At 69.3% G+C, this 23342-nt stretch carries 25 protein-coding genes; 11 read left to right on the plus strand and 14 right to left on the minus strand.

Translation table 11 applies throughout. From position 1 onward, the window contains the following. Nucleotides 1–9 precede the first annotated feature (9 nt). A complete protein-coding gene (locus tag AVP42_RS12965) occupies nucleotides 10–2478 on the plus strand; it encodes a cation-translocating P-type ATPase (protein ID WP_067949673.1) in 2469 nt (822 codons plus the stop codon). 19 nt (nucleotides 2479–2497) lie between these two features. Here the strand turns inward: AVP42_RS12965 and AVP42_RS12970 are convergent, their stop codons facing one another. The 6 genes from AVP42_RS12970 to AVP42_RS12995 all read right to left on the minus strand — a co-directional run bounded on the left by AVP42_RS12970 (nucleotide 2498) and on the right by AVP42_RS12995 (nucleotide 6949). Continuing rightward, complete coding sequence (locus AVP42_RS12970; RefSeq protein ID WP_197467022.1) at nucleotides 2498–2764, minus strand: SHOCT domain-containing protein; 267 nt, start codon at nucleotides 2762–2764, stop codon at nucleotides 2498–2500. Between the two features lie 96 nt (nucleotides 2765–2860). Continuing rightward, nucleotides 2861–3382: an AAA family ATPase gene (locus tag AVP42_RS12975; RefSeq protein ID WP_231878626.1), complete on the minus strand. Its 522-nt coding sequence runs from the start codon at nucleotides 3380–3382 to the stop codon at nucleotides 2861–2863. A 58-nt stretch (nucleotides 3383–3440) separates the two neighbouring features. Further along, a complete protein-coding gene (locus AVP42_RS12980) occupies nucleotides 3441–4985 on the minus strand; it encodes an ABC transporter permease (RefSeq protein ID WP_067949675.1) in 1545 nt (514 codons plus the stop codon). Beyond that, nucleotides 4982–5653, minus strand: a complete 672-nt coding sequence (locus AVP42_RS12985; RefSeq protein ID WP_067949677.1) for an ATP-binding cassette domain-containing protein — start codon at nucleotides 5651–5653, stop codon at nucleotides 4982–4984. Before AVP42_RS12985 ends, AVP42_RS12980 begins: the two co-directional genes overlap by 4 nt. A 107-nt stretch (nucleotides 5654–5760) precedes the next feature. Next, entirely contained in the window at nucleotides 5761–6414 is a 654-nt protein-coding gene (locus AVP42_RS12990) for a DUF305 domain-containing protein (RefSeq protein ID WP_231878627.1), read from the minus strand. A 232-nt stretch (nucleotides 6415–6646) separates the two neighbouring features. Next, nucleotides 6647–6949 (minus strand): alkylmercury lyase, encoded by a 303-nt coding sequence (locus tag AVP42_RS12995; RefSeq protein WP_067949679.1) that lies wholly within the window; start codon nucleotides 6947–6949, stop codon nucleotides 6647–6649. A gap of 56 nt (nucleotides 6950–7005) precedes the next feature. On the opposite strand from AVP42_RS12995, the gene AVP42_RS13000 reads away from it, so the two are divergent. Continuing rightward, complete coding sequence (locus AVP42_RS13000; protein ID WP_067949681.1) at nucleotides 7006–7425, plus strand: heavy metal-responsive transcriptional regulator; 420 nt, start codon at nucleotides 7006–7008, stop codon at nucleotides 7423–7425. Nucleotides 7426–7534: 109 nt separating this feature from the next. Next, nucleotides 7535–7999, plus strand: a complete 465-nt coding sequence (locus AVP42_RS16305; RefSeq protein ID WP_082847252.1) for a YdeI/OmpD-associated family protein — start codon at nucleotides 7535–7537, stop codon at nucleotides 7997–7999. Nucleotides 8000–8191: 192 nt separating this feature from the next. On the opposite strand, the gene AVP42_RS13010 is transcribed toward AVP42_RS16305, so the two are convergent. From AVP42_RS13010 to AVP42_RS13020, 3 genes are all read right to left on the minus strand, one after another. Further along, nucleotides 8192–8845: a metal-dependent transcriptional regulator gene (locus AVP42_RS13010; protein ID WP_067949683.1), complete on the minus strand. Its 654-nt coding sequence runs from the start codon at nucleotides 8843–8845 to the stop codon at nucleotides 8192–8194. A 73-nt stretch (nucleotides 8846–8918) separates the two neighbouring features. Further along, nucleotides 8919–10373, minus strand: coding sequence for an Nramp family divalent metal transporter (locus AVP42_RS13015; protein ID WP_082847253.1), 1455 nt, complete (start codon nucleotides 10371–10373; stop codon nucleotides 8919–8921). A 77-nt stretch (nucleotides 10374–10450) separates the two neighbouring features. After that, nucleotides 10451–11731: a multicopper oxidase family protein gene (locus AVP42_RS13020; RefSeq protein WP_067949685.1), complete on the minus strand. Its 1281-nt coding sequence runs from the start codon at nucleotides 11729–11731 to the stop codon at nucleotides 10451–10453. A 106-nt stretch (nucleotides 11732–11837) separates the two neighbouring features. Here AVP42_RS13020 and AVP42_RS13025 point away from each other — a divergent pair, with 106 nt between their 5' ends. The 6 genes from AVP42_RS13025 to AVP42_RS13050 all read left to right on the plus strand — a co-directional run bounded on the left by AVP42_RS13025 (nucleotide 11838) and on the right by AVP42_RS13050 (nucleotide 17005). Further along, complete coding sequence (locus tag AVP42_RS13025) at nucleotides 11838–12386, plus strand: hypothetical protein (RefSeq protein WP_067949686.1); 549 nt, start codon at nucleotides 11838–11840, stop codon at nucleotides 12384–12386. A gap of 75 nt (nucleotides 12387–12461) precedes the next feature. Next, nucleotides 12462–13151: a YcnI family protein gene (locus AVP42_RS13030; protein ID WP_067949689.1), complete on the plus strand. Its 690-nt coding sequence runs from the start codon at nucleotides 12462–12464 to the stop codon at nucleotides 13149–13151. Next, the gene (locus tag AVP42_RS13035) at nucleotides 13151–13774 is read left to right on the plus strand and encodes a copper resistance CopC family protein (RefSeq protein ID WP_067949691.1); all 624 of its coding nucleotides are present in this window, start codon (nucleotides 13151–13153) and stop codon (nucleotides 13772–13774) included. The genes AVP42_RS13030 and AVP42_RS13035 overlap by 1 nt, the downstream gene beginning before the upstream one ends. A gap of 136 nt (nucleotides 13775–13910) precedes the next feature. Continuing rightward, nucleotides 13911–15908 carry a cytochrome c oxidase assembly protein gene (locus tag AVP42_RS13040; protein ID WP_231878628.1) on the plus strand — a complete coding sequence of 666 codons (1998 nt, stop codon included), beginning with the start codon at nucleotides 13911–13913 and terminating at the stop codon, nucleotides 15906–15908. Between the two features lie 84 nt (nucleotides 15909–15992). Beyond that, the gene (locus tag AVP42_RS13045) at nucleotides 15993–16349 is read left to right on the plus strand and encodes a helix-turn-helix transcriptional regulator (protein ID WP_067949693.1); all 357 of its coding nucleotides are present in this window, start codon (nucleotides 15993–15995) and stop codon (nucleotides 16347–16349) included. Further along, nucleotides 16346–17005, plus strand: coding sequence for a cation transporter (locus tag AVP42_RS13050; protein ID WP_067949694.1), 660 nt, complete (start codon nucleotides 16346–16348; stop codon nucleotides 17003–17005). Before AVP42_RS13045 ends, AVP42_RS13050 begins: the two co-directional genes overlap by 4 nt. A 144-nt stretch (nucleotides 17006–17149) precedes the next feature. Here AVP42_RS13050 and AVP42_RS13055 read toward each other — a convergent pair whose 3' ends face one another. The 5 genes from AVP42_RS13055 to AVP42_RS13075 form a co-directional block, all read right to left on the minus strand. Beyond that, nucleotides 17150–18127 (minus strand): cytochrome c oxidase assembly protein, encoded by a 978-nt coding sequence (locus AVP42_RS13055; RefSeq protein ID WP_067949843.1) that lies wholly within the window; start codon nucleotides 18125–18127, stop codon nucleotides 17150–17152. 5 nt (nucleotides 18128–18132) lie between these two features. Next, a complete protein-coding gene (gene lnt / locus AVP42_RS13060) occupies nucleotides 18133–19635 on the minus strand; it encodes an apolipoprotein N-acyltransferase (RefSeq protein WP_067949696.1) in 1503 nt (500 codons plus the stop codon). 108 nt (nucleotides 19636–19743) lie between these two features. Beyond that, entirely contained in the window at nucleotides 19744–20445 is a 702-nt protein-coding gene (locus AVP42_RS13065; RefSeq protein ID WP_067949698.1) for a thioredoxin domain-containing protein, read from the minus strand. Nucleotides 20446–20449: 4 nt separating this feature from the next. Continuing rightward, nucleotides 20450–21136 carry a M23 family metallopeptidase gene (locus AVP42_RS13070; protein ID WP_231878629.1) on the minus strand — a complete coding sequence of 229 codons (687 nt, stop codon included), beginning with the start codon at nucleotides 21134–21136 and terminating at the stop codon, nucleotides 20450–20452. Nucleotides 21137–21445: 309 nt separating this feature from the next. Further along, the gene (locus tag AVP42_RS13075) at nucleotides 21446–21823 is read right to left on the minus strand and encodes a hypothetical protein (protein WP_067949703.1); all 378 of its coding nucleotides are present in this window, start codon (nucleotides 21821–21823) and stop codon (nucleotides 21446–21448) included. A 134-nt stretch (nucleotides 21824–21957) separates the two neighbouring features. On the opposite strand from AVP42_RS13075, the gene AVP42_RS13080 reads away from it, so the two are divergent. Then, entirely contained in the window at nucleotides 21958–22344 is a 387-nt protein-coding gene (locus tag AVP42_RS13080; protein ID WP_067949705.1) for a helix-turn-helix transcriptional regulator, read from the plus strand. Beyond that, a complete protein-coding gene (locus AVP42_RS13085; RefSeq protein ID WP_067949708.1) occupies nucleotides 22341–23255 on the plus strand; it encodes a cation diffusion facilitator family transporter in 915 nt (304 codons plus the stop codon). The genes AVP42_RS13080 and AVP42_RS13085 overlap by 4 nt, the downstream gene beginning before the upstream one ends. Nucleotides 23256–23342 lie beyond the last annotated feature (87 nt).

The following is a 23342-nucleotide window of genomic DNA, read 5'->3' on the forward strand; positions in this document are numbered from 1 at the left end:
GGCTCGGATATGAGTGAGCAGACGGCAACGGTCGTGCTGGAGGTCTCCGGCGTCCAGTGGGCTTCTTCGAAAGCAGTCGCCGAAGCGTATCTTTCACGGCGGCCGGGAGTACTCGCGGTCGAAGCGAACCCTGTGGCCCAGACCGCGAATGTCAGCTTCGACCCGGGCGTCACGTCCGTCGCCGAGCTGCGTGGATGGGTTCGAGAGTGCGGATACCACTGTGCCGGGCAATCCGTCCCCGATCACATTTGCGACCCCACTATGGAGCCTCACGCCGACCACGTTCCGGCGGGAGATCACCACCCGTCGCAGCCGCCTGACGCTGTGGACGTCACTTCAGAGGCATCCGCTATCGAGGGTCACGGCGGCCACGGCGCGCACGCGCCCGAATCCGCTCAGGCCGCTCGCACCCCCCAGGATGTGATGGGGCACGGCGGTCACCACGCCGGCATGACGATGGACGCGATGATCCGGGACATGCGCAACCGGTTCCTGGTCGCACTGATCCTCTCGATCCCGATCACCCTGTGGTCGCCGATCGGGCGGGAAGTCATCGGCTTCACCGTGCCGGCGCCGTTCGGGCTGCGCGATGACGTGTTCGCGCTGCTGCTGTCGCTGCCCGTGATCTTCTACTCGGCCTGGATCTTCTTCGACGGCGCATGGCGGGCGCTTCGCGCTCGGACCCTGGACATGATGGTGCTGGTGGCGGTGGGCGTCGGCGCAGGCTGGCTATACAGCCTGGTGGTCACGCTCACCGGCGGCGGTGAGGTGTTCTACGAGGCTGCGACAGTGCTGGCAACATTCGTGCTGCTCGGGCACTGGGTCGAGATGCGCGCCCGCGGCGGCGCGAACGACGCGATCCGCACCCTGCTCGAACTCGCTCCACCCCGCGCGGTGGTGATCCGCGACGGCGAAGAACTCGAGATACCGACCTCGGAGGTGCAGCCGGGCGACCTGATGCTGGTCCGCCCCGGCGCGAAGGTGCCCACTGATGGGCAGGTCGAGGACGGCGAATCCGAGATCGACGAGTCCATGGTCACCGGGGAGAGCCTTCCCGTGGCCAAGCAGCCCGGGTCGGAGGTGATCGGCGCAACGGTCAACACCACCGGAACCCTGCGCGTGCGGGCGACCAAGGTCGGCGCGGACACCGCGCTGGCGCAGATCGTCGCACTGGTGCAGGAAGCCCAGAACTCGAAGGCCCCCGGTCAGCGGCTGGCCGACAAGGCGGCGTTCTGGTTGGTCCTCGTCGCCCTGATCGGCGGCACCGCGACGTTCCTGGCCTGGTTGCTGGCCGGGGCCGAGGTATCAACCGCGATCCTGTTCGCGATCACTGTCGTCGTCATCACTTGCCCCGACGCGCTGGGCCTGGCCACGCCGACGGCGATCATGGTCGGCACGGGCCTCGGCGCGAGACGCGGCGTGCTGTTCAAGAACGCCACCGGCATCGAGACCGCCGCGCGGATCGACACCGTCGTGCTGGACAAGACCGGCACCCTCACCAAGGGCGAGCCCGAAGTCACCGACTTCCAGCCGTTCAACATGGACGCCGCGGAGCTCATCTCCTTGGCCGCCGCAGCGGAGCGCGAGTCCGAACATCCGCTCGCCAAAGCCATCGTCGCGTACGGCGAGGCCCTCGGCGTGCCCCGCCGCCAGGCGAGCTCGTTCAAGAACGTCACCGGCCAGGGGGCGATGGCCACTGTCGACGGCCGCCGCATCCTCCTCGGCAACGCTCGCCTGCTCGCCCAGGAGGGAGTCGACACCACTCTGGTGGAGGCGACCCAGCAGACATGGGCTCGCGCGGGCCGCACCGCAATCCTGATCGCCGTCGACGGCGAGGCCGCCGGCGTCATCGCCCTCGCGGACGCGCCGCGCGAGACCGCGAAAGCCAGCATCGCCGCCCTGCACGACGCCGGCATCGAAGTCGTCATGCTCACCGGCGACAACCAGCCCACCGCCGAGCGCATCGCCGCGCTCCTCGGCATCGACACCGTCATCGCCGAAGTCCTCCCCGAGGACAAGAGCGCCAAGGTCGCCGAGCTCCAACAGGCCGGCAAGAAGGTCGCGATGGTCGGCGACGGCGTCAACGACGCACCGGCGCTGGCACAAGCCGACCTCGGGATCGCGATCGGCGCCGGAACCGACGTCGCCATCGAGACCGCCGACGTCGTGCTCATGCGATCGGACCCCATGGACGTGGCCGTCGCCCTCACGATCGGGAAGGGCACCCTGCGGAAGATGCGGCAGAACCTCGGCTGGGCCATCGGCTACAACGCGATCGCCCTGCCCATCGCCGCCGGCGTGTTCTACCCCGCCTTCGGGATCATGCTCAGCCCTGAGATCGCGGCGATCAGCATGTCCGGCTCCAGCGTCATCGTCGCCGCCAACGCGCTCCTGCTGAAGCGGCTCCGGCTGCCGGAGCAAGCGCCGACCGCCCCCGAGGCGCATCTTGTAAAGGCGCCGGTCCCTTCCCCGCGCTGATCCGGCAGCAGCCCGACAGCTACCGGGCGCGACCCTCTTCCAAGGTGTTCAGCAGCTCCCGGAACTGCTCGGGGGTGATCTCGCCGCGCGCGAGGCGCTCCTCGAGCAGTCGACGAGCCGGGTCTGTGTATGTGGTGTCGCTCGGCCCGGTCGATCCACGACCTGCCGATCCCCCCGAGCGCACCAGCAGCACGATCATGACGATGATTCCGGCGACGATCAGCAGGGGAATCAGCACCGCCGGGATCCACATCCACCATCCGCCGAATCCGTAGTCCCACATCATCTCGGGCCTCCCATCGCTCCCAGATGCAAGTCAACTCCGCGTCGACGTCGAATGTCGGGCCCTTCGACCCGGGGCTATCGGCGATCGATGTCGACTTCACAGCCGGGCGAGGACGAACTCGACCCGCTCGTCCGGTGGGAGCACCGGCACTCGTGCGAGCGGGACCTGCAAGCCCTCGTACACGTCGAGCAGCAGTTCCTGGATGCGGTGCTGGGCTTCGGCGTCCTCGGTTCGGGCGTAGTCCTCGGCGAGCGGCAGCAGGTCGAGGAGGAAGACCTTCCGGTACTCGACCCGCGTCAGTGCGTCCAACAGGGACGGGTCCGGCGGCAGGTCGAGGAAGCGGTAGTACGCCAGGGAATCGGGGAGTCCACGATCGAGGAAGACGATTTCGTCAGGATCCAGGGCGGCCTCCTGCTCGAGCTGCATGGCAAGCACGTTGCGCTGGAACTCGAGCTGACGGGAACGGACGTCCGCGACGGTGCGACCACCCAGACGCTGCAGGTCGATGTAGTGGCGGGCGTGCTCGATCGTGGTGTGGTAGCCCCGCTGCCGGAGCAAGTCCACCATGGTGGTCTTCCCGGAACTGGGACCACCGGTGATCACGTACCAGTTCGACACGTCGCCCCCTCGCCTAGCCTTCGTGTGGTCGGCGCACGCGCATGCGGCGGCGTCGAGGTCATCCGGATGCGGCCTCGCGCAGCCGAAGGTGCTTGGCAGCCCGCGCCTGACGGCGAGCGGTGCTGGTGCGACGGACGAACATGATCGTGACCACCAGGGTGAGTGCTGCGACCCACCCGAGGCCGATGAGCAGTCCGCCGGTTTCGTCGAACTCCTCGGTGAGCCCGGTGTCGATCAGCAGCCGATAGGGGCCGTAACCGGGAAGCAGCACGGCCGGTTCGGGAGGCTCGAGCCGAAGCATGGGGCTCTGCGTGATCCCGAGATCGAGGAACGGGACGACGAAGGCGATCAGCACGCCGGCAACCCGCCCGAGGAGGAACCCCAGGCACATCCCGAGCAATGCGTAGACCGCTGCGAGCAGAAGCATGCCGCCCACGAATCCCGGCCACTGCTTCGCCGGGAACACCATCGCGGTGACCGCCAAGGACGCTGCGGAGGTGATCAGGACCGCCACGGCGACCTCGCCGAATCGGCCGAGCAGCAGCGCGGACCGATGCATCCCGGACTGGACGAGCCGACGATCACCCTCCCGGTTACCGAGCGCGATGAACAGGCCCGCGACGGTCGCGAGCGAGGCCACCGCGATCGGAGCCATGGTCCCCGCGTGCGTGTCGGGCAGCCAGAGCCGCACGTCGATCTCCCGGCCGTCGTCGAGCACGCGCATCACCGAGTACTGCTCTTCGGTGATGAGCTTCGAAACCCAGATGAAGATGAACGGCACCGCGACAAGGAGCGCCCACAGCGCCGGGTTCCGTCCATACTGCCGCACACCCTTGCCGAAGCTCTCCCCCACTTGGCCGGCCCAACCCGGCCGGCGGGAACCGTGCGGGCGGTAGCCGGCTCGGGTCGCGCGGGCAAGCAGCAGGCCGCTGCCGAGGAGTGCCGCCCCTACCCAGACCAGCGCGATGCCGAGGTCGCCCAGGTTCCCGCCGTGCCCGGAGGGCAGGTCGACCATCCACAACGTCACGAAGTGCGTCGGCATCCCGCGGGTGAGCACCACACGGTCGGGCGAGGTGAGCGCGGGGCCGAAGAAGACGTCGACGATCCAGATCAGCAGGATCACCACCGTGCCATTGACCTGGTCCTTCACCAGGGCGCCGACGGCAGCACCGATCCCGACGTAGATGAGGGCGAACATCAGCGTGCCCGCTGCCACCCGGAACGGGTCCTCCACCTCGCTCCGGAGGAACAGGGTCGCGAGCGCTGCCGCCGACACGAGGACCGCGATGAGCACTCCGGTCATCATGCGGGAGACCACCAGCGCCAAGGTTGGGAGACCCGCAAGCACGAGTCGCCGGTCCGCGGAGTGCGCTTGGCGGGTCTGGAAGTACATCGCCAGTGCGGCGAGGAACGCGGCGGCCCAGCCGGTCGTCGCCGTCTCGACGGCATTCCCGGTGCCGCCGAGGAGCTCCGCGGCGTCCGCCATCGGTTCCGCTGCCACGAACACGAAGACCACCGGGATCAGCACCAGGACGAGCAGGTTGACCGGGTTCCGGATGTATTCGACCAGGAACCGGCGAGTGAGAACGGCGATCGCCCTCATCTCGGCGCCGTCTTCCCCTCCCGGAGCTCGATGATCCGGTCGAAGCGCTCCTCGTCGGCGATGAAGTGGCTGATCACCAACACGGCCCGCCCAGATTCGCGGCTCCGCCCCACCATGCCCCAGAACCTGAGGTAGGTATCCCAGTCGAATCCCGCGTACGGCTCGTCGAGCAGCACCATCGGATCGGGCAGCAGGGCCAGGGCCAGGTTGAGCTTCGCGAGCGTTCCACCGGAAAGCCTGTCGGCGCGCTCATCCGCGTACCGGGCGAAGTCGAGATCCTCGTAGAGCCGCGCCTGCGCAGCGCGGCGCTCCTCCCGGGTCAACCCGTAGGCCACCCCGAACAACTCGAAGTGCTCATCGCACGTGAGCCGCTCGAACACCACAGGTCGCTGGGGACAGTAACCCATCGAGCCGTGCAGTTCGACCGACCCTGCGTCGGCCGAGAGTGCGCCGACGAGGATCTGCATGAGCGTGGACTTACCCGACCCGTTCTCGCCGACCAGCCCGACGATCTCGCCGCGATTCAACGACAGGCCGGCTCCGTCGAGCACATGGTGTCGGCGGCGGAACGGCCAGACGCCCTGGCGGTACGTCTTTGAGATGCCGCTCGCCGTGAGCACGAGGTCGGCGGGAGAACTTCCAGCGGGCAGGTTGCCGATCGTATCCATGGTGCCGGTTCCTTTGGAGCGTTAAGGGAAGCGTCCCACTCGAGGTCCTTGCGCTCCATGACCTTCGTCCATGCGACATCGGCCAATCGTCCCCGCGGAGCCCGGCCTCATTCGGCGGGGCAGGTTCGATCGGCCGGCTCGCTGAAGTCGGGCACGGCGCGCGACTCCGCTTCGGCGGCCGTGGTGGCCGGGCCGTTCTCCTCGATGTCGCGGATCAGCCAGTCCATCTCGGTGATCTCGCGCCGCTGCGCCTCGCTGATCGCGACGGCGAGCTCGCAGACGCGGATATCCTCGTTCTGGAACCGCTCGGATCGGGTGATCGCGAGCGAGTGGTGGGGGATCATCGCGCGCATGAACGACGTGTCGTTCACCGTGGCCTGCGTGCGGTCGAGGGCGATGCCGCCGCCGATCAACAGCACGCTCGCGGCGACCACGGCGATGTTGCCCTTCGTGCTCTTGTACATGCCGAGCATCCAGGCGAGCATGACCAGGCCCATGGTGCCGCCCATGGTGATCGCCATGAAGATGCGGCTCTGGCTGAATCGGATGTGGGTCCACTCCCAGGAGCCCGCGAACATGACGAAGTACATGACCACCATCGAGGTGAGGATCATCGCCCCGAACTGCAGGTACATCTTCATCGTGTGCTTCGACTGCTGACCGTCCTGATGGTCGGACTCCGACGAGTGCTCCGCGTGCTCGTCGTGGGTGGCCCGTTGGGCCAGCTGCTGCTCGTCGGCTGCGTTCCGATTCTCGGACATGCTGCTCGAACCTCCTCGGTTGTCTCGCCTCTAGGCGATCAGGTGAGCCACGGCGCGGCAAGGGCGTTGCGCTCTCACCGTGCGGTCTGTTACCCCGGAGGTATTCCAGGGCGCGCTGCAGCGCAGGCCGCCCGCCGGTCGGCCCAATCTCGACGATCCATGAAGTCCCGACCCGCCCAACGCGACGGTCGCCGCCACACCGGCCCCGACGACGATCAGGTCGTGCCTGTGTTCAGGCATCGCCGAGCACCACCTCGCGCAGCTGCGGCGTCGTCGGCGCACCGGCCGGGCCAGCCGGAGTGGCGTAGACCCGGCACGCGAGACCCACCGGGACGTTCGGGTCGGCGAATGGGTCAACCCCGTCGACCAGGATGCTCGGCGAACCACGGAACCCGATCCGCTCGGCCTGCTCCGCCGTCGCGACGAGCTCCCTCTTCGATGTCAGGTCGGGTCTGCCGGAGATGAGCTCGGTCAGCCGGCGCTCGACGGTCTGCCAGTTCGGGCAGCCGTCGAAGTACTGCAGCGTGATCTCCATGCCCGTGACGCTAGACCTTCTACCCGACTTCAAGGTCAAGGGCGTAGCATGACGGCATGCGGATCGGAGAACTCGCCGACGCCGTGGGTGTCAGCACCCAGGCCGTCCGGTACTACGAACGCGAACAGCTGATGCCGGCGCCGACGCGGGGCGGGAATGGCTACCGCGCGTACGACGACCAGGACGTCGCGCGGGTCGGCTTCATCCGGACGGCGCAATCGGCCGGGCTCACCCTCGTCCAGATCCGCAGCATCCTCGACCTGCGCGACCGGGGTGTGATCCCCTGCGACCACGTCTCGGACCTCATCGACGACCGACTCGCCGAGGTCCGCCACCGCATGGCCGAGCTGGCCGCCCTCGAGCAGGAACTCGTCCAGCTCCGCGATCGCAGCGAACGCCTGAACCCAGCCGACTGCAGCGACGGCGACATCTGCCACATCATCGCTTCCCAGCCCCAGCCCGCAATATCCGAGTAGGACCTCGCTCTGAGCGGCCAGCCTGGTGACCGGCCACGGCCCGCTCGCAGCGACTCGAGTCGCCAGGGCGGCCATTCTCGTTCGACACCCCACGTGACAGGCTTCGTCCATGGACACTCAGCGGCGCTTCCGAGCCACGGTCGCAGTCGACCAGCGCGGGCGCACCATCGTGCCGATCCCGTTCGACCCGGACGAGGCCTGGGGCGCGAAACCGCGCCACCCGGTGCGGGGGTCGGTCGCCGGCTGTTCGATGCGCGGCACCGTTCAGAAGCAGGAAGATGGACCCTTCATCGCGCTCGGTCCAGCATGGACACAAGTCCCTCTGCGCGACGGGGCCGAGATCGAGGTCGTACTCGAGCCTGAAGGACCACAGCGCGCCGACCTCGCGCCCGACATCGCGGGAGCACTCGACGCCGAACCGGACGCCGCAGCATTCTTCGACTCCCTCGCGCAGTTCTACCGCAAGGCGTGGCTGCGATGGATCGAGTCGACGAAGCGGAACCCGGAACAGCGTCCCGTGCGCATCGCAGAGATGGTCCGCAACCTGAAAGAAGGGCGCAAGGAGCGGCCGTAGGCTCAGGGCTGCCCGATGCGATGCACCGAGAACGTCTCGTAGTTACTCGCCTCACAGCGGTACACCCGAGTTCGCATTCCCCCGTGGTTCCGGCTCGGTCACTCCCCGCCATTGCCTCCCGCGCCGCGGAGCACCCCAGCCAATCAACCTCTGAAGGTGCGTTCGTACGGTCCTCGTTCTATGGTCGGACCCTCAGGCGGTGATCCAGATCACGGCGGCCGCCTTCCGGGGAATGGATCGGACGGAGCCGGCGACGGCGACGTCGACAGCTTCTGCGTCGGCGGCTTCCACTCGCACCTCGCTGCCCGGGCCGATGCCGGCTTCGTCGAGCTGGCGAAGCACGGCGGGATCCCGGTCGCTGATGCGGATCACCCGGCCCGCATCGCCGACCGCGGTGGCGTCGAGCCGCACGGCCGGCTCGGTGACCAGGGTGCCGTCGGTGGTGGGGATGGCGTCGCCGTGCGGGTCGCGGACTGGGCGGCCGAGCCGCGCGTCGATGATCTCGAGCAGCCGGTCGGAGATCGCGTGCTCCAGGATCTCGGCCTCGTCGTGCACCTCGTCCCAGCCGTAGCCCATGTCCTGCACGAGCCAAGTCTCGATGAGCCGGTGACGCCGCACGACCGCGAGCGCGCGGGCCAGGCCGGCGTCGGTGAGCTGCACGGCGCCGTAGGGCACGTGCGAGACGAGGCCCGCGGCGGCCATCTTCTTCACCATCTCGGTGACCGATGAGGGTGCCACGCCGAGTCGGTCGGCGAGCACCTTGGGCGTGATGGGGTCGGACTGCCACTCGGTGTGGGCGTACACCGTCTTGAGGTAGTCCTCGATCGCGGGGCTCGTGGCTGGCATCGGCCTCAGGATAGCGGCGGACCCCGATCGCCACGGTGCCCGAACGGGTGGCGTCAGAGTCCCCGAGCGCTCGTCAGGCGCCGGTGAAGACGAGCCAGAGGAGCACGCCGTTCAGCGTGATCAGAAACACGGATGCCGCGATGCCCGCCCCAGTCGTCGCCCAGTGGTTGCGCCACTGGCCGAGCACGCCCGCCTTGGCGGTGAGGGCGACGAGCGGCACGAGGGCGAACGGGATGCCGAACGAGAGCACCACTTGGCTGAGCACGAGCGAGAGCGTGGGGTCGAAGCCGAGCCAGAGGATCGCGAGCGCCGGGACCAGCGTAACGAGCCGGCGCAGGATGAGCGGAACGCGCACGTGCAGCAGGCCGTACATGATCTCGGCGCCGGCGTAGGCGCCGACCGAGGTCGAGGCGAGCCCCGAGGCGAGGAGGCCGACCGCGAACAGGGTCGCGATGGCCGGCCCGAGCGCTGCGCCGAGTGCGGCGTACGCGCCCTCGAGGCTGTCGGTGCCCTCGACCCCTGCGAGGTTCACGGCCGCGAGCAGGAGGATGCAGAGGTTGACCGTTCCGGCGATCGCCATGGCGACGGAGACGTCCCACCGGGTGGCCCGGAGGAGCAGGTTCGTCGGCACTGCCGTCGCCGTGCCGGGGAGGAGCTCGGGCTCGGCATCCGTCCCTCGCCTGATGCCGAATCCGTGCCACGCGCCCCGATCGCCCCCTCCGGCTTGCTCGCCCCGGTGCGTCGCGAACCGGTCGCGGCTGAGCGCCGAGTGCGCGTAGATCGCGTGCGGCATGATCGTCGCGCCGAGGATCGAGGCGGCGAGGAGCACCGAGTTGGCGTCGGCGAATCGCGGCACGAGACCCGAGAGGAGTCCTGCGGGATCGGGTGGTGCGACGAAGACGCCGACTGTGAACCCGACCGCGATGATCACGAGCAGTCCCATGATCACGAACTCGAACGTGCGCGGCCCGCGACGGGACTGCAGGATGAGCAGCACGATCGAGACCGTGCCGGTGATGAGCCCGCCCCAGATGAGCGGGATGCCGAACAGCAGGTACAGCGCGACCGCTCCGCCGATGACCTCGGCCAGGTCGGTCGCCATCGCGACGAGTTCGGCCTGCAGCCAGTACGCGCGCCGTCCCCACTTGTTGCGGATGCGTCCGCCGAGCACCTCGGGAAGGCTCCGCCCGGTCACGATGCCGAGCTTCGCCGACAGGTACTGGATGAGCCAGGCCATCACGTTGCCGAGCACGACGACCCAGACGAGCAGGTAGCCGTACTGCGCGCCCGCGGTCATGTTGCTGGCGACGTTGCCCGGATCGAGGTAGGCCACACCTGCGACGAGTGCCGGGCCGATCAACAGGGCGAGGCGCGGCACCGAGGGCGTACGCGCCGTGCCGGGCGCCGTTGCGCCGACCGATGCCCCGGATTCCACCGCGTCGGCATGTGCGCCGTCATCGGCGTTGGCGGGCAGCGTGACGATCCGAGGCTCGTGGGTCGTGCCGTCGGTCGTGACCTTACGTCGCATTCGGGACCGCGTCGCTGCGGCATCCGCTGGTTTAGGCATACCGAAAGATTACATCGTTTTCGGCGCACCGAAAACGGTCATTCGGGGTGGTTGCCTGTGTCGCCGTTGATGGTGAACGGTGTTGAGACTCCGTCGTACATGACGTGGGCGATGAGTCCATCGACCGCGTGCGGGAGGTTGTGGCAGTGGTCGCTCCAGATGCCCGGATTGTCGGCGACGAAGGCGACCTCGTACGTCTCGCCGGGGAACACGTCGAGTGTGTCGGTCCACCACGGGCTTCCGGATGCCGCGACCCCGTCACGCGAGAGTACGACGGCGTGGTGGCCGTGCAGGTGCATGGGATGCGTCTCGCTCGTGTCGTTCACGATGCGGATCACGACGATGTCGCCTTCGCGTACATGGAACATCGGGATGTCAGGAAACATTCGTCCGTTGATGGTCCAGAAGTTGCCGGGTCGGCCGTCGATGATTCCGAATCGCCGACCGATCACGTAGTCGAAGGTGCGGTCCGGTGATGACGGGTCGAATCCGAGCGGGGCGGGGTCGCCGTATGCGAGCAGGTCGAGGGTGTCCGAAGGTTGCGGTGCGGGGGGCTCTGATGCCTCGGGGTCACCGACCAGGATGCTGCGGGCGCCACCCAGGTGCAGGCGAGTGGCGCCGTCAGGTGGCGCCTGCACCGCGATATCCACTCGTCCTCCGGCAGCGAGGAGCACTCTTCGGTTCTTGACATCGGACGGGGCATTGACTTCGGTGCCGTCGATCGCGAGGACGCGGAAGGGTGCCGCTGACCAGAGCGTGGCCGTGCCGTTGTCGGTGTTGACGACCCGGACGCGCACCGTCGCGCCGGGACGTGCCGCCACGCGCTGGTCTTCCGCACGGCCGTTGAGCGTGTGCTGGCCGTCGTAGATATGCAGCAGCGCGACGACGTCGCTGTCGCTTCCAATGGATGCTTCGGCGGGTTCGATGACGATCGCGCCGAGCATTCCGCGTCGGACCTGCTCGTGCGACACCTGATGCGAGTGGTACCAGTACGTGCCGGCGTCCGTCGCTTCGAATCGGTAGACGAACCGACCACCCACGGGCACCGCGTCCTGGGTGATGCCCGCGACACCGTCGGCTGCGTTCGGGACATCGATGCCGTGCCAGTGCAACGTAGCGCCTGCCGCGACCCACTCGTTGACGAACTCCACCTCGACGAGTTCACCCTGCCGAGCTCGGATCTCGGGTCCCGGCGATTGACCGTTGAGGGTGTATCCCTCCACCGCTCGACCGCCCGGCACGGCGATCTTCTGCTGGCGGGCTGTGAGCTCCACGCGCACGTCGGCCGGCCGCTCCGGATCCGCCGTCAGCCAGGTCACACTGACCGACCCCGCCTGCTGGCAACCACACCGCTGCAGCTCCAGGAGCGGAGGTTAGGCTCATCGGGTGATTTCACGGGGTGCGCGCGCTGCACGTGGAGCGGCGGTGGCCGTGTTCGCGACCTTGGTCGCCTCGGTCGCGCACACGATCGGCGGCGGTGCCCCGCCCGGGCTGGTCGCGCTGCTGGTGGCTCTCGCGTTCTCGATCCCGCTGGCCGTGGCGCTCACCGGCGCCCGGGCGCAGCTTGCCCGCACCGCGGTGTCGGCGCTCGTCGCGCAGGCCGCCCTGCATGTCACCTACGGGATGGGCGGAGCCGCACCGCTCGGGCACGCGACGCACCTGGGCCACAGAGACGGGGTGGCTCTCGCCGCTTCGCCCACTTCTGCTGTCGACCACGGCACCGCTTGGATGCCGATCGCCCACGTCGTGGCCGCAGGACTCACGCTCGCCGCGCTGCTGCTCACGGACCGCGTCGTCCACGCGATCGGCGGGACAATGGGCATGCTCGTGCGGCGGCTCGCGATGATCCCGGTATCGGTGATCGCGCCGTCGCTGCGCGTCCCGGTCGACGCCGCGCGCCCGCGCTTCGCCGCGGTACTCCTCGCCACAGGCCTCGGGTCCAGAGGTCCCCCGGTCGAGTCGGCGGCGGCCTGATCCGCCGACGACTCCGAATCACTCATCGACGCCGCCCACGCGCGTCCGACCTCGACCACGAAAGACCCTTTCATCATGCGTCTCGCCCGCCTCTCCGCCACCGGCTTCGCCGGCGGCGTCATCCTCGCGCTCGCCGCCGTCCCGGTCGCCGCGAGCGCCCACATCGGCCTCACTCCGACGAGTACCGCCGCCGGCAGCTCATCCGTGCTCGCCTTCTCGTTCAACCACGGATGCGACGGCTCATCCACCACTTCGCTCACGTTCCAGATTCCCGAGTCGATCACGACGGTGTATCCGGCCATCGACTCGGGCTGGACCGTCGAGAAGATCGCCGACGGCGACCGCACCGCGGAGGTCGTCTACACGGCGGTCACGCCGGTTCCTGATGGCTACCGCGCGGCCGTCGAATTGGCTGTGCAACTCCCCGAGGACGCCGCCGGCGAGACCATCGCGTTCCCGGTGCTCCAGGCCTGCGAGGTCGGCGAGAACAACTGGAACGAGGTCGCCGAGGAAGGCGGTGAGGAGCCGGAGAACGCAGCTCCTGTCATGGTCGTCACCGAGGCCACCGGCACCGACGACCATGGCGCCGCGACCGGCTCGGGTTCCGCCGACAGTCATGGCGAGAACGAGGAAGCGACCGCAGAGAGCAGCGCCGCCGACTCGTCCGACACGGTCGCCCGTGTCCTCGGCATCGGCGGCCTCGTCGTGGGCACGATCGGCATCGTGGTCGCGCTCGCCACGCGCCGTTCCCGCACGGACTCCTGATGTCGGGCCTGCGACAGACGACGTCGCGGCGGGCGGCGCGGCTCGGCCGCCTGGCCGCGCTCGTCGCGGCATCCGCCGCGTTGGCCGCCCTACCTGCAATGCCGGCGTCCGCGCACAACTACCTCGTGTCGTCGACACCGGCCGAGGATGCGGTGGTGACCCAGCAGCCGGGTACGGTCTCGCTCGAGACGAACGAGGCCCTGCTCGACGTCGAGAACGGATCGATCATCCAAGTGGTCGGCCCCGACGGGCGCTACTACGGCGACGGATGCGCCGTCGTCGACGGTCCTACGGCGACGACGCAGACGCAGCTCGGTGAACCCGGCATGTACACCGTGAACTGGCGGGTCGTCTCGGTCGACGGCCACCCGATCTCGGGAACGTGGACCTTCGAATGGCAGCCCGTCGACGGCACCGCCCTCGCCGAAGGCTCGGACGAGCCGGGAGCCTGCGGCGGAACTCCCGCCGACTCGCCGGGTGGGACTGACGAGTCGGGGCAGCCGGCGGACTCCACCGACGCGACGACCGCTTCTCCACTCGACGCGGTTTGGATCGTGGGCGGCGTCCTCCTCGCCGCCGTCGCCGCGATCGTCACCTGGCTCATCCTCCGCCGCCGCGCATGAGCTGACGGCGCGACCCGGCGGTCGAAAAGACGACCGCCGGGTCACCCGACGTGCACGGGAGTCCATGGAGAACGGGGAGTGCCGGATGCCGCTGCCCCCGAGGGCCACGCACGGCGACGGCGTCTAGGCTGGTTCGGTGCACCGCTTCGTCCGCGTGCTCGGCCCTGCCGTGCTCGTCGCCGTCGCGCTCCTCGCGACCTTCGCGGGCCTCGCGTACGGCGGCGGCGCTGCGCCGCTCCCCATCCAGGACCCGGGCCCTGCTGCCCGCTTCGGTCTTCCCGTCGCGAAGCTGGTGGTGAACCTCAGCGCGGCCGGCATGATCGGCGCGCTCGTCCTCGCCGTGTGGGCGCTCACCCCGAAGCAGCGCGAGTTCGACGTCGCGCTCGACGTGGCCACGGCATCCGCCGCCGTGTTCACCGTCGCGAGTGCGGCGACCGGCATCTTCACGTTCCTCGCGGTCACGGGTGAGGCCGTCGACTTCGGTGAGGCATTCGGCCAGAAGCTGGGGCAGTTCGTCACCTCGATCGAGCTCGGCCAGGCCTGGCTCACCACCGCGCTCGTGGGGGCCGCCGTCACCGTGCTGTACTTCGCGGTGCGCAACCACACCGCCCTGGTGTTCGTCATGGTGCTGGCCGTCGCGTCGCTCGTGCCGATGGCGCAGCAGGGCCACGCGGCGGCCGCCGCCGGGCGTAACTCCGCGATCGCGTCGCTCGGCCTGCACCTGGTGTTCGCGGCCGTGTGGCTCGGCGGACTCGTCACCATCGTGCTGCTGCGCCGCGTGCTCGAAGGCGAGCGGCTGCCCGTAGTGCTCGCCCGGTACTCGACTGTCGCGCTGATCTGCTTCATCGTGGTGGCGGTCTCGGGGTATGCGAACGCCGCACTGCGGATCGGCACCTGGGACGAGCTCGGCACCCGGTACGGGGTGCTCGTGCTCGCGAAGGTCGCCGTCCTCGTCGCGCTCGGCCTGTTCGGTGCGGCGCAGCGCCGTTTCCTGATCGGGCGGATGCGGCGGCCGACGTTCACGCAGGGCGCACCCGCCGGCGGATCCATCACCCGCGACTTCTGGATGCTCGTCGTGGTCGAGCTCGCGTTCATGGGCCTCGCGTCCGGGCTCGCCGCCGCGCTTGCCCGCACGGCGACGCCGGTGTCGGAGGAGTCGGCGAGCTCCCTCGCGCGCACGCCGGCCGAGATCCTCACGGGCCGGCCGCTGCCGCCGTGGCCCGACTGGGCCCGCTACTTCACCGAGTGGAGCCCCGACCTCATCTGGCTGTTCGCCTGCGGCTTCGGCATCTTCTTCTACCTCGCCGGGGTGTTCCGGCTGCGGCGGCGCGGCGACCACTGGCCGGTGTACCGCACGGTGCTCTGGGTTGCGGGCCTGCTACTGCTCGCGTACGTGACGAGCGGCGGGGTGAACGTCTACGAGCAGTACCTGTTCTCGGCGCACATGGGCGCGCACATGATGCTGACGATGGCGGTGCCGGTGCTGCTCGTGCCGGGCGCGCCCGTGACGCTCGCGGCGCGCGCCATCCGCCCCCGCGAGGACGGCAGTCGCGGCGGACGGGAGTGGATCCTCCTCGCCGTGCACTCCCGCTTCGCCTCGATCATCGCCAACCCGGTCGTCGCGGCCGTGCTGTTGGTCGCGTCGCTCTGGGTGTTGTACTACACCCCGCTGTTCCGCTGGACGATGACCGATTACATCGGGCACACCTGGATGGTCGCGCACTTCGTCATCGTGGGGTACCTCTTCGTGCAGTCGCTGATCGGCATCGACCCGGTGCCGTACCGCCCGCCGTATCCGTTCCGGCTCCTGCTGCTGCTCGGCACCATGGCGTTCCACGCGTTCTTCGGGCTGTCGATCATGTTGGGCGCCGGGCTGCTGATCGCCGACTGGTACGACGCGTTGGGCTGGGGCATCGACACGGTCGCGGATCAGCGGCTCGGCGGCAGCATCGCCTGGTCGATCGGTCAGATCCCGACGGTGGCGCTCGTCATCACGGTGATGGTGCAGTGGTCGCGCAGCGACGAGAAGGAGTCGCGCCGGCTCGACCGGCAGGCCGACGCGGTCGGCGACGCCGGACTGGCGGCCCACGACGCGCGGCTCGAGGCGATCGCCGAGCACGATGCCCGGCGGTAGCTCGTCGACCGGTTCACCTTGTCGGCACGGGTAGGCTGCATCAGCACCATCGCGATATGTCAGTGACTGCTGTATAGTCATCGGGTGCTGACTATTGCGACCGGTATGGACGTGATGAACCGGCTGGGCCGCGCGATGGCCGACCCGACGCGTTCACGAATCCTGATGACCTTGATCGATGGACCGAGCTACCCGGCGGTGCTGTCGCGCGAACTGGGCTTGACGCGCTCGAACGTGTCGAACCATCTGGCGTGCCTGCGCGACTGCGGCATCGTGGTCGCCGAGCCCGAGGGGCGACAGACCCGGTATGAGATGGCCGACCCGCACCTTGCCCGTGCGCTGACCTCGCTTCTCGAGGTCACCCTGGCCGTGGACGAGAACGCGCCCTGCATCGATCCGTCGTGTTCCGTGCCCGGGTGCTGCGGGGAGGCTGCCGGATGAGCCAGACGATCACGCCCGAGCGCCGCGCCGTCTTGCACCGACGCGTCCGACTGATTGTCGGGTTCACGATCACCTACAACGTGCTCGAGGGAATCATCGCCATCTCGGCCGGAGTCGCCGCCTCCTCGGCGGCCCTGATCGGGTTCGGCCTGGACTCGTTCATCGAGGTCCTCTCAGCCGTGGCCGTGGCCTGGCAGTTCACCAGGAAGAACCCCGAACGCTGGGAGAAGCCGACCGTCCGGGCCATCGGGATAGCGTTCTTCGCCCTCGCGGCCTATGTGACCGTCGACGCGATCCTCTCCCTGACCGGCGTCGAACCAGTCGAGCACAGCCCACTCGGCATCGGCATCGCCGTCGCGAGCCTGGTCATCATGCCCACTCTGGCGTGGTTCCAGTTCCGCACCGGTCGCGAGCTGGGCTCCAAGAGCGTGCAGGCCGACGCGAAGCAGCTGCTGCTCTGCATCTACCTCTCCGGCACCGTGCTGATCGGCCTGCTGCTGAACTCCCTGTTCGGCTGGACCTGGGCCGACTCGGTCGCCGCTCTCGTCGTCGCGGCTCTCGCCGTGCGGGAGGGAATCGAAGCCTGGCGCGGCGACGTCGAATCCCCCTTCGAGCTCTTCGAGGAGATGGACGAGGAGCACGAGGAGGTGAAGTGATGGACTGCTGCGACCCCACAAGTTGCCCGCCCGAGCTGTGCGACCAGGACTGCTGCTGAGACAGCTGGTCGAGAAGGTGTGGAGCCGCTGCTACGTGCCTGCGCCGATCACCCACCGATCCCAACCCCGAGAGACGCGGATGCCTCACGTGGTGCGGTCTTCGCGCCGCTCGGCGTCGGATCGCCCGAGTCGGTGCAGGTAGGCGTTGTACGCCTCGAGTTCGGCGTCGCCGACCGCGTCGACCTGTCGATCGCGGGCGGTTGCGCGTCGGGTGTCGTCGGCGAACCAGCGTGTCAGCAGCACAAGTGCGATGATCAGCGCCGGGCCTTCGCCGTACGACCAGGCGAGCGCTCCGGCGAGTTGCTGGTCCTGGATGGGGTCGATCCCCCAGTCTGCGGGCGGATCGGCGAAGAATGGGACGAGCGGGGTGGCCGCCATCATCACGATCACGCCGAAGAAGGCGTGCAGCGGCATCTCGGCGAACAGGTCGGTGAACCGCCCGAGGTGCGTCTGGCGGATCGGGAGCGGGTCGGCCGAGATCAGGGGGACGGTGAAGAGGATCCCGGCGGCGAGGAAGGCGAGTTCGAGGCCGAGGTGCCCGGCCCAACTCGCCAGCAGGTCGGTGGCGAGGTCGCTGAAGTAGAGGCCGTAGAAGGCCAGCAGGAATAGCGGGATCATGAAGCCGGGATGCAGGAGGATTCGTGCGATCCGCGACCGCAGCGCGCCGAGCGCCGCCCGGAGGATGAGGCGGCCGGGGCCACGGTGCGGGGTCGCCCGGAGCAGCAGGGTGCCGGGCGAGCCGAGGACGAGCAGGGCCGGTACGGCCATCATCAGGGTGAGCTGCTGGAACATGAACACCGAGAACAGCCGGTGCCCGTAGCCCTCGATCCCGGCGCCCATGACCACGACGATCAGGGCGCAGCCGAGCAGGAAGACGATGCCGCGCCAGGCCGGCCAGGGTCGCCCGGTGAGTCGCAGCCGAAGCCATCCCGTCGTGTAGGCCACCGCGAGGATGAGACCGATCAGCGGCAGCACCGGGTACGGCTGGAGGTCAGGGGCGAGGAAGCGCTCGATGCTGGGCGGCGCATCCGGCAGCCAGGCGAGCCCGTCGGGAGTCGACACGACGTTCACCGCTCCTCGCTCCCGCGGCGACGGCCGACTGCACCGAAGACGGAGAGGACGAGTCCGGCCACGCCGAGCATGGCTGCGCCGGCACCGATGCGTTCCCCGAGCGCCACCGCTGGGGTGATGCCGTCGTGCAGCCGGACGGTGTCGACCAGTGCGCCCGATGTCCAGGTGGGCAGGGAGCCGGTGACGGTGCCGTCGGCTCGGATGATGGCCGTGGTGCCGACCGTCGAGACGTTCACGACGGTACGTCCGGTCTCGATGGCGCGCATCCGCGCGATGCCCAGCTGCTGGGCGCTCTGCTCGGTGCGTCCGAAGTCGGCGTTGTTGCTCTGGTACACGATCAGTGCCGCACCGTCGGCCACCATGTCACGAACCAGGCCGTCGTCCACGACGTCGAAGCAGATGCCGACGCCGATCCGTGTTCCGGCGACGCCGAAGACGTTGTCCTCGACCCCGGGTGCGTAGTCCCGACTGATCAGGTCGATCAGGTCGGGTGCGACTTGTCGCCAGAACGCACGATCGGGGACGTACTCGCCGAAGGGCACTAGGCGCACCTTGTCGTACCAGTCGGTCGCCCCGATCCCGGGCTCCCAGAGCAGCGACGTGTTGACGAGGTCCCCGGCGCGGCCGGTGATGGTGCCGACCAGCAGCGGAGCTTCGCGTGCGACGCGATCGAGCCGGGCAGTCGCATCCGGCGAGGCGAGCGGGTCGAGGTCGCTCGCGTTCTCGGGCCAGATCATCAGGTCGACCGGTCCGGCGCCCTCGGTTGCGCGCTCATGCGCCTGCAGGATGTCGCCGGGTTCGGCTTCGCTGAACAGGCTCGCATCCACGCCGCCCTGCACGGCGGCAACGCGTAGCTCGCCCACGTCCGTCGGCTTCCAGGACGGCACCGCTGAAACCGCCAGGGCGGCACCGGCGACCAGCGCCGCTGCAGGCACGCGGCCGAGTGCCGGTGCGCAGGCGAGTTCGACGGCGAAGACGGCGAGCCACACCACGGCGAAGGTGGTGCCGCCCGGTCCGAGCCAGGCGAGGAGCTCGGCGAACGGACCGTCGACCTGGGATGCCGCGACGCGGCCCCACCCGAACCCTCCGTACGGCCATGAGCCGGCGACCATTTCGCGTCCGGTCCAGATTCCGGCAGCCGTCAACGGCACGAACGCGATGCGGCCGATCGGCGCCCATGTCCGATCGGCGGCGCGAAGCAGCGCCGCCGTCGCGGCGCCCGCGACGGCGACGTACAACGTCTGTGCGGTCGCGAGCGCCAACCAGGGCACCGGCCCCAGGTAGGTGGTCAGCCATGACAGCTGGAGCAGCCAGAATGTCGTGCCCGCCAGGGCTGCCACGCCGAAGCCTCCCCGGGCGCTCCGGCCGCGGAGCGCGAGGTGCAGTCCGGCGACCCCGAGCGGCGCGGCGAACCACCACGAGCGCTCCGGGAACGCCGCGACGAGCACGGCGCCGGAGCCCACCGCGAGGGCGGCCGCGACGAGCACCGGCGGGCGCATCCGTCGGGGGCGCCTCGCGAGGCGGTCTCGCGAGGCGCCCGCCCGCTGAGGAGCCGGTCGCGGGTGCTCCCGGAGTTCAGCGAGGACCATGAGCGTGCCCGTCGGTCACTACTCCGCGAGTGCGGCGTCGATGGCCTGCACCAGGTCGTCGGCGCTCTGCAGCTCGAGCTTCTCGCCGTTGAGGAAGAACGTCGGGGTGCCCTGGACGCCCAGCGCGGTGCCGTCGGCCTGGTCGGCGAGGACCCGCTCGCGGGTGGCCGGGTCGGCGACATCCCGGTCGAACTGCTCGAGATCGAGCCCGATCTCCTCCGCGAAGCTGCGGAACAGCGGTGCGTTGGACTGCTGCTGCTCACCCCACTCTGCCTGGGTGTCGAACAGCTTGCCGTACATCTCCTCGAACCTGCCCTGCTGGGCGGCGGCCTCGGCGGCCAGCGCCGCGTTCAGGGCGTTCTTGTGGCTCGGGATGGGGAAGTACCGGGCGACGAAGGTGACCTGCCCGGCGTAGCGCTCGCGGAGCGACTCGATGAAGGGGTAAGCGGCACCGCAGGCCTCGCATTCGAAGTCGAGGAACTCAACGAGGACGGCATTGCCGCTTCCGGGTTCGCCCAGCACGTGGCTGTCCTCGCGGACCACCTCGGGATTCTCGGACACCGGCGCTTCGGCGCTGTTGGTGCTGGACATCGCCATGATCGCGATCACCGAGATGAGGATCACCGCGGCGATGGCGACGAGGTTGAGCCACAGGGTCCGGCGGGTCCGGCGCGGCTTGGCAGTGGGCTGGGTAGCGGGTGTCTCGGTGGAGGTGCTCATGAGCTCAGTTCTCCCGGCCGACCATCGCGGTCAGCCATGCATAGGGGTCGATGGGGGTGGTGCCGTCCTGCCAGATCTCCAGGTGCAGGTGCGGGCCGGTGCTCTGGCCGGTGTTGCCGACGGCGCCGATCTTCTGCCCGACCTGTACCTGATCGCCTTCGGAGACCGACAGCGAACCGAACTGCATGTGGGCGTAGACGCTGACATAGGTGCGCCCGTCGATCACATGCCGGATTCGGGCGGAGACGCCGAGGCCGTAGTCGGAGGAGACGGCTTCGATGACCGTGCCGGCCGCGATCGCGCCGATCGGCGTGCCTTCGCCCGGGGTCATGTCCAGGCCCTTGTGCATCGTCGAGCAGCTCGAGCATGGGGCCGCTCGCGGGCCGAAGTCGTCGGTGATGGGCACACCGGTCGGGAACGGCCATTGGACGGCGGAGGTCGGGTCGTTCACGAACGTCGAGGCGGTGCGCATTCGGCTTGCGGCGATGCGAGCCTGCTCGGCCGCGACGCGTGCTTGCTCGGCGGCGCGGATCTCCTCGCCCGTGGTGACGGCGTAGCCCTCGCTGCTCGGGGCGGCGAGCATCACGTCGTCGGTGACCGTCACGGTCTGCGGAATGCCGGTGACCGAGCTTCCGGGAGCCGCCGAGATCGCCGGGGCGACCGCGACCGGGAAGACCGTCGCGCCGAACACGGCCGCGACCAGCAGTCGGGACACGGTGCTGAAGGCGACGGGACGACGTGCTTTCGGGGCTTGGCGCGAGGGCCGTTCCCGAGGACGGGGAGTGGTCGCGGAGGCGGCGGTGCGTGGGGGACGTTGCGCCTCACGCGCCTCGCGCCGGGTGCGGGGGCGTTCGGAGAGTGGGGTGGGTGGTGTCAGTGGTGGTGTGGACATACGCCTGCGTCTAGGTCTGGGCGCGCGGGGGCGCGCTGATCCGGGTACGGGGACTACGCGCTTGACGGGCGCACAGCATGCGCGCGGCGTCGAAACGCGAACCCGGGTCTAGATCAGGTAGACGCAGAGAAGACGGCGTTCGAGCGGCCGGGGCCGGAAGATGCGCTCCAAGCCGACCGGCGGACCGGTGCACGACCTGGCCAAGGCGCGCCACGCCTGCGGAAGGCGGCGCACGCCGAACAAGGCAAGCAGCAGCGCGACGAAGCACGACGCCACCGTCAGGCAGAGCGCGAGAGCATCCTCGAGCGGAGTGGACTCCGGGGAGCCGGCGGACGCGCTCTCGCCATCCCACCACGCTGCGGATAGCTCAGCGGCGTGGGCGTGCGTGACCGACGCACTGACCTCGACGGCGTGGTGGGTGTCATCGGTGTGCGCGAGCAGGAGTCCGAGCACCGTTCCGATCACGAGCAGCACCACGAGCAGCACCCGACGCAGTCGGGAGTTCTGCACAGCAGCACTGGGGTTCATGAGTGGTGCACGGGGTCCTGTCGGAATTCGGGGGCACGCCCAAGATAACAAATCGGTCAAGCCGACGGGTTCCCAACCGCTATCATCGTCGCATGGCGATGAATCTTGAGGTGGACCGCGTCGGCCTGGCGCCGGCGGCCATGCTGTTCCACGCGCTCAGCGAACCGAACCGGTTGCTGATCCTGCGACACCTGCTCGCCGGCGAGCACAGCGTCCGCGAGATGACCGAGCATCTCGGGCTGGCGCAGAGCACGGTCAGCGCGCATCTCGCGTGCCTCGCCGACTGCGGGCTCGTCGCATCCCGCCCGCAGGGACGGTCCACCCGGTGGTCCACTCGGCACGACCCGACCCTGATCGGGCTGCTCGCCGCGACGGAGCGTCTGCTCGAGGCGACCGGGTATGCGGTCGTGCTGTGCCCGACCAGCGGCGCGGCATCCGTCGACACCGCCGGATCGCAGGTACGGGAGGTGTCGGTGTGAGTCAGGGCCACGACCACGGCACCGCCACCACCAACCGCGCTCGGCTGGCGATCGCGTTCGGGATCACCGCCACCATCCTGATCGCGGAGGTCGTCGGCGCCATCGCCACCGGCAGCCTCGCCCTGCTCGTCGACGCCGGGCACATGCTCACCGACGCGGGCGGGCTGCTCGTCGCGCTCATCGCCGCGAACCTGGTGCTGCGTCCCGCGAGCGACCGGTTCACTTGGGGCTTCCGCCGGGCCGAGGTCCTCGCCGCACTCGGCCAGGCCGCCATCCTCCTCGCCGTGGGCATCTACGCCTTCGTCGAGGGCGTGTCGCGCCTCTTCGAACCGCCCGAGATCTCCTCGACCGGGCTGCTCGTGTTCGGCATCGTCGGCCTGGTCGGCAACATCGCCTCGATGCTCGTGCTCAGCGCCGGACGCAACGCGAACCTGAACATGCGGGCCGCGTTCCTGGAGGTCCTCAACGACGCCCTCGGCTCGGTCGCGGTCATCATCAGCGCGATCGTCATCGCCACCACCGGCTGGACCCAGATCGACGCGCTCGCGGCGATGCTGATCAGCCTGCTCATCGTGCCCCGCACCCTGATCCTGCTGAAGGAGACCGGCCTGATCCTGCTCGAAAGCACTCCGCGCGGGTTGGACCTCGCCGAGGTCCGCAGCCGGCTCCTCGCGGTGCGGCACGTGGTCGACGTGCACGACCTGCACGCGTCGATGATCGCGAGCGGCCTGCCGGTCCTGACCGCGCACGTCATCGTCGAACCGGAATGCTTCCGCGACGGCCACGCATCGGAGATCCTGACCGACCTGCAGCGGTGCGTCGCCGAATCCTTCGCCGTCAGCGTCGAGCACTCGACGTTCCAGATCGAACCCGTCACCCACCGCGCCACCGAACCGGAGACCCACTCATGACCCGACCTCGCACCCTCCACCGTGCCGGCGGCGTGAGCCGATGATCTTCGCAATCGTGGTCATGGTGATCGTGATCGGCGTCGGCGT

The organism is Agromyces sp. NDB4Y10 (assembly GCF_001620055.1).
GTDB classification, from domain to species: Bacteria; Actinomycetota; Actinomycetes; order Actinomycetales; family Microbacteriaceae; genus Agromyces; species Agromyces indicus.

What these genes read in the sequence shown, in the direction of transcription:
- AVP42_RS12980 (WP_067949675.1), bottom strand. Translation starts at nt 4,985, where the DNA reads ATGAGGGCGATCGCCGTTCTCACTCGCCGGTTCCTGGTCGAATACATC.
- AVP42_RS13035 (WP_067949691.1), top strand. Translation starts at nt 13,151, where the DNA reads ATGTCGGGCCTGCGACAGACGACGTCGCGGCGGGCGGCGCGGCTCGGC.
- AVP42_RS13010 (WP_067949683.1), bottom strand. Translation starts at nt 8,845, where the DNA reads ATGCCAGCCACGAGCCCCGCGATCGAGGACTACCTCAAGACGGTGTAC.
- AVP42_RS12970 (WP_197467022.1), bottom strand. Translation starts at nt 2,764, where the DNA reads ATGATGTGGGACTACGGATTCGGCGGATGGTGGATGTGGATCCCGGCG.
- AVP42_RS13065 (WP_067949698.1), bottom strand. Translation starts at nt 20,445, where the DNA reads ATGAGCACCTCCACCGAGACACCCGCTACCCAGCCCACTGCCAAGCCG.
- AVP42_RS13080 (WP_067949705.1), top strand. Translation starts at nt 21,958, where the DNA reads ATGGCGATGAATCTTGAGGTGGACCGCGTCGGCCTGGCGCCGGCGGCC.
- AVP42_RS13030 (WP_067949689.1), top strand. Translation starts at nt 12,462, where the DNA reads ATGCGTCTCGCCCGCCTCTCCGCCACCGGCTTCGCCGGCGGCGTCATC.
- AVP42_RS12965 (WP_067949673.1), top strand. Translation starts at nt 10, where the DNA reads ATGAGTGAGCAGACGGCAACGGTCGTGCTGGAGGTCTCCGGCGTCCAG.
- AVP42_RS13050 (WP_067949694.1), top strand. Translation starts at nt 16,346, where the DNA reads ATGAGCCAGACGATCACGCCCGAGCGCCGCGCCGTCTTGCACCGACGC.
- lnt (WP_067949696.1), bottom strand. Translation starts at nt 19,635, where the DNA reads ATGCGCCCGCCGGTGCTCGTCGCGGCCGCCCTCGCGGTGGGCTCCGGC.
- AVP42_RS13000 (WP_067949681.1), top strand. Translation starts at nt 7,006, where the DNA reads ATGCGGATCGGAGAACTCGCCGACGCCGTGGGTGTCAGCACCCAGGCC.
- AVP42_RS16305 (WP_082847252.1), top strand. Translation starts at nt 7,535, where the DNA reads ATGGACACTCAGCGGCGCTTCCGAGCCACGGTCGCAGTCGACCAGCGC.
- AVP42_RS12995 (WP_067949679.1), bottom strand. Translation starts at nt 6,949, where the DNA reads ATGGAGATCACGCTGCAGTACTTCGACGGCTGCCCGAACTGGCAGACC.
- AVP42_RS13015 (WP_082847253.1), bottom strand. Translation starts at nt 10,373, where the DNA reads ATGCGACGTAAGGTCACGACCGACGGCACGACCCACGAGCCTCGGATC.
- AVP42_RS12985 (WP_067949677.1), bottom strand. Translation starts at nt 5,653, where the DNA reads ATGGATACGATCGGCAACCTGCCCGCTGGAAGTTCTCCCGCCGACCTC.
- AVP42_RS12990 (WP_231878627.1), bottom strand. Translation starts at nt 6,414, where the DNA reads ATGTCCGAGAATCGGAACGCAGCCGACGAGCAGCAGCTGGCCCAACGG.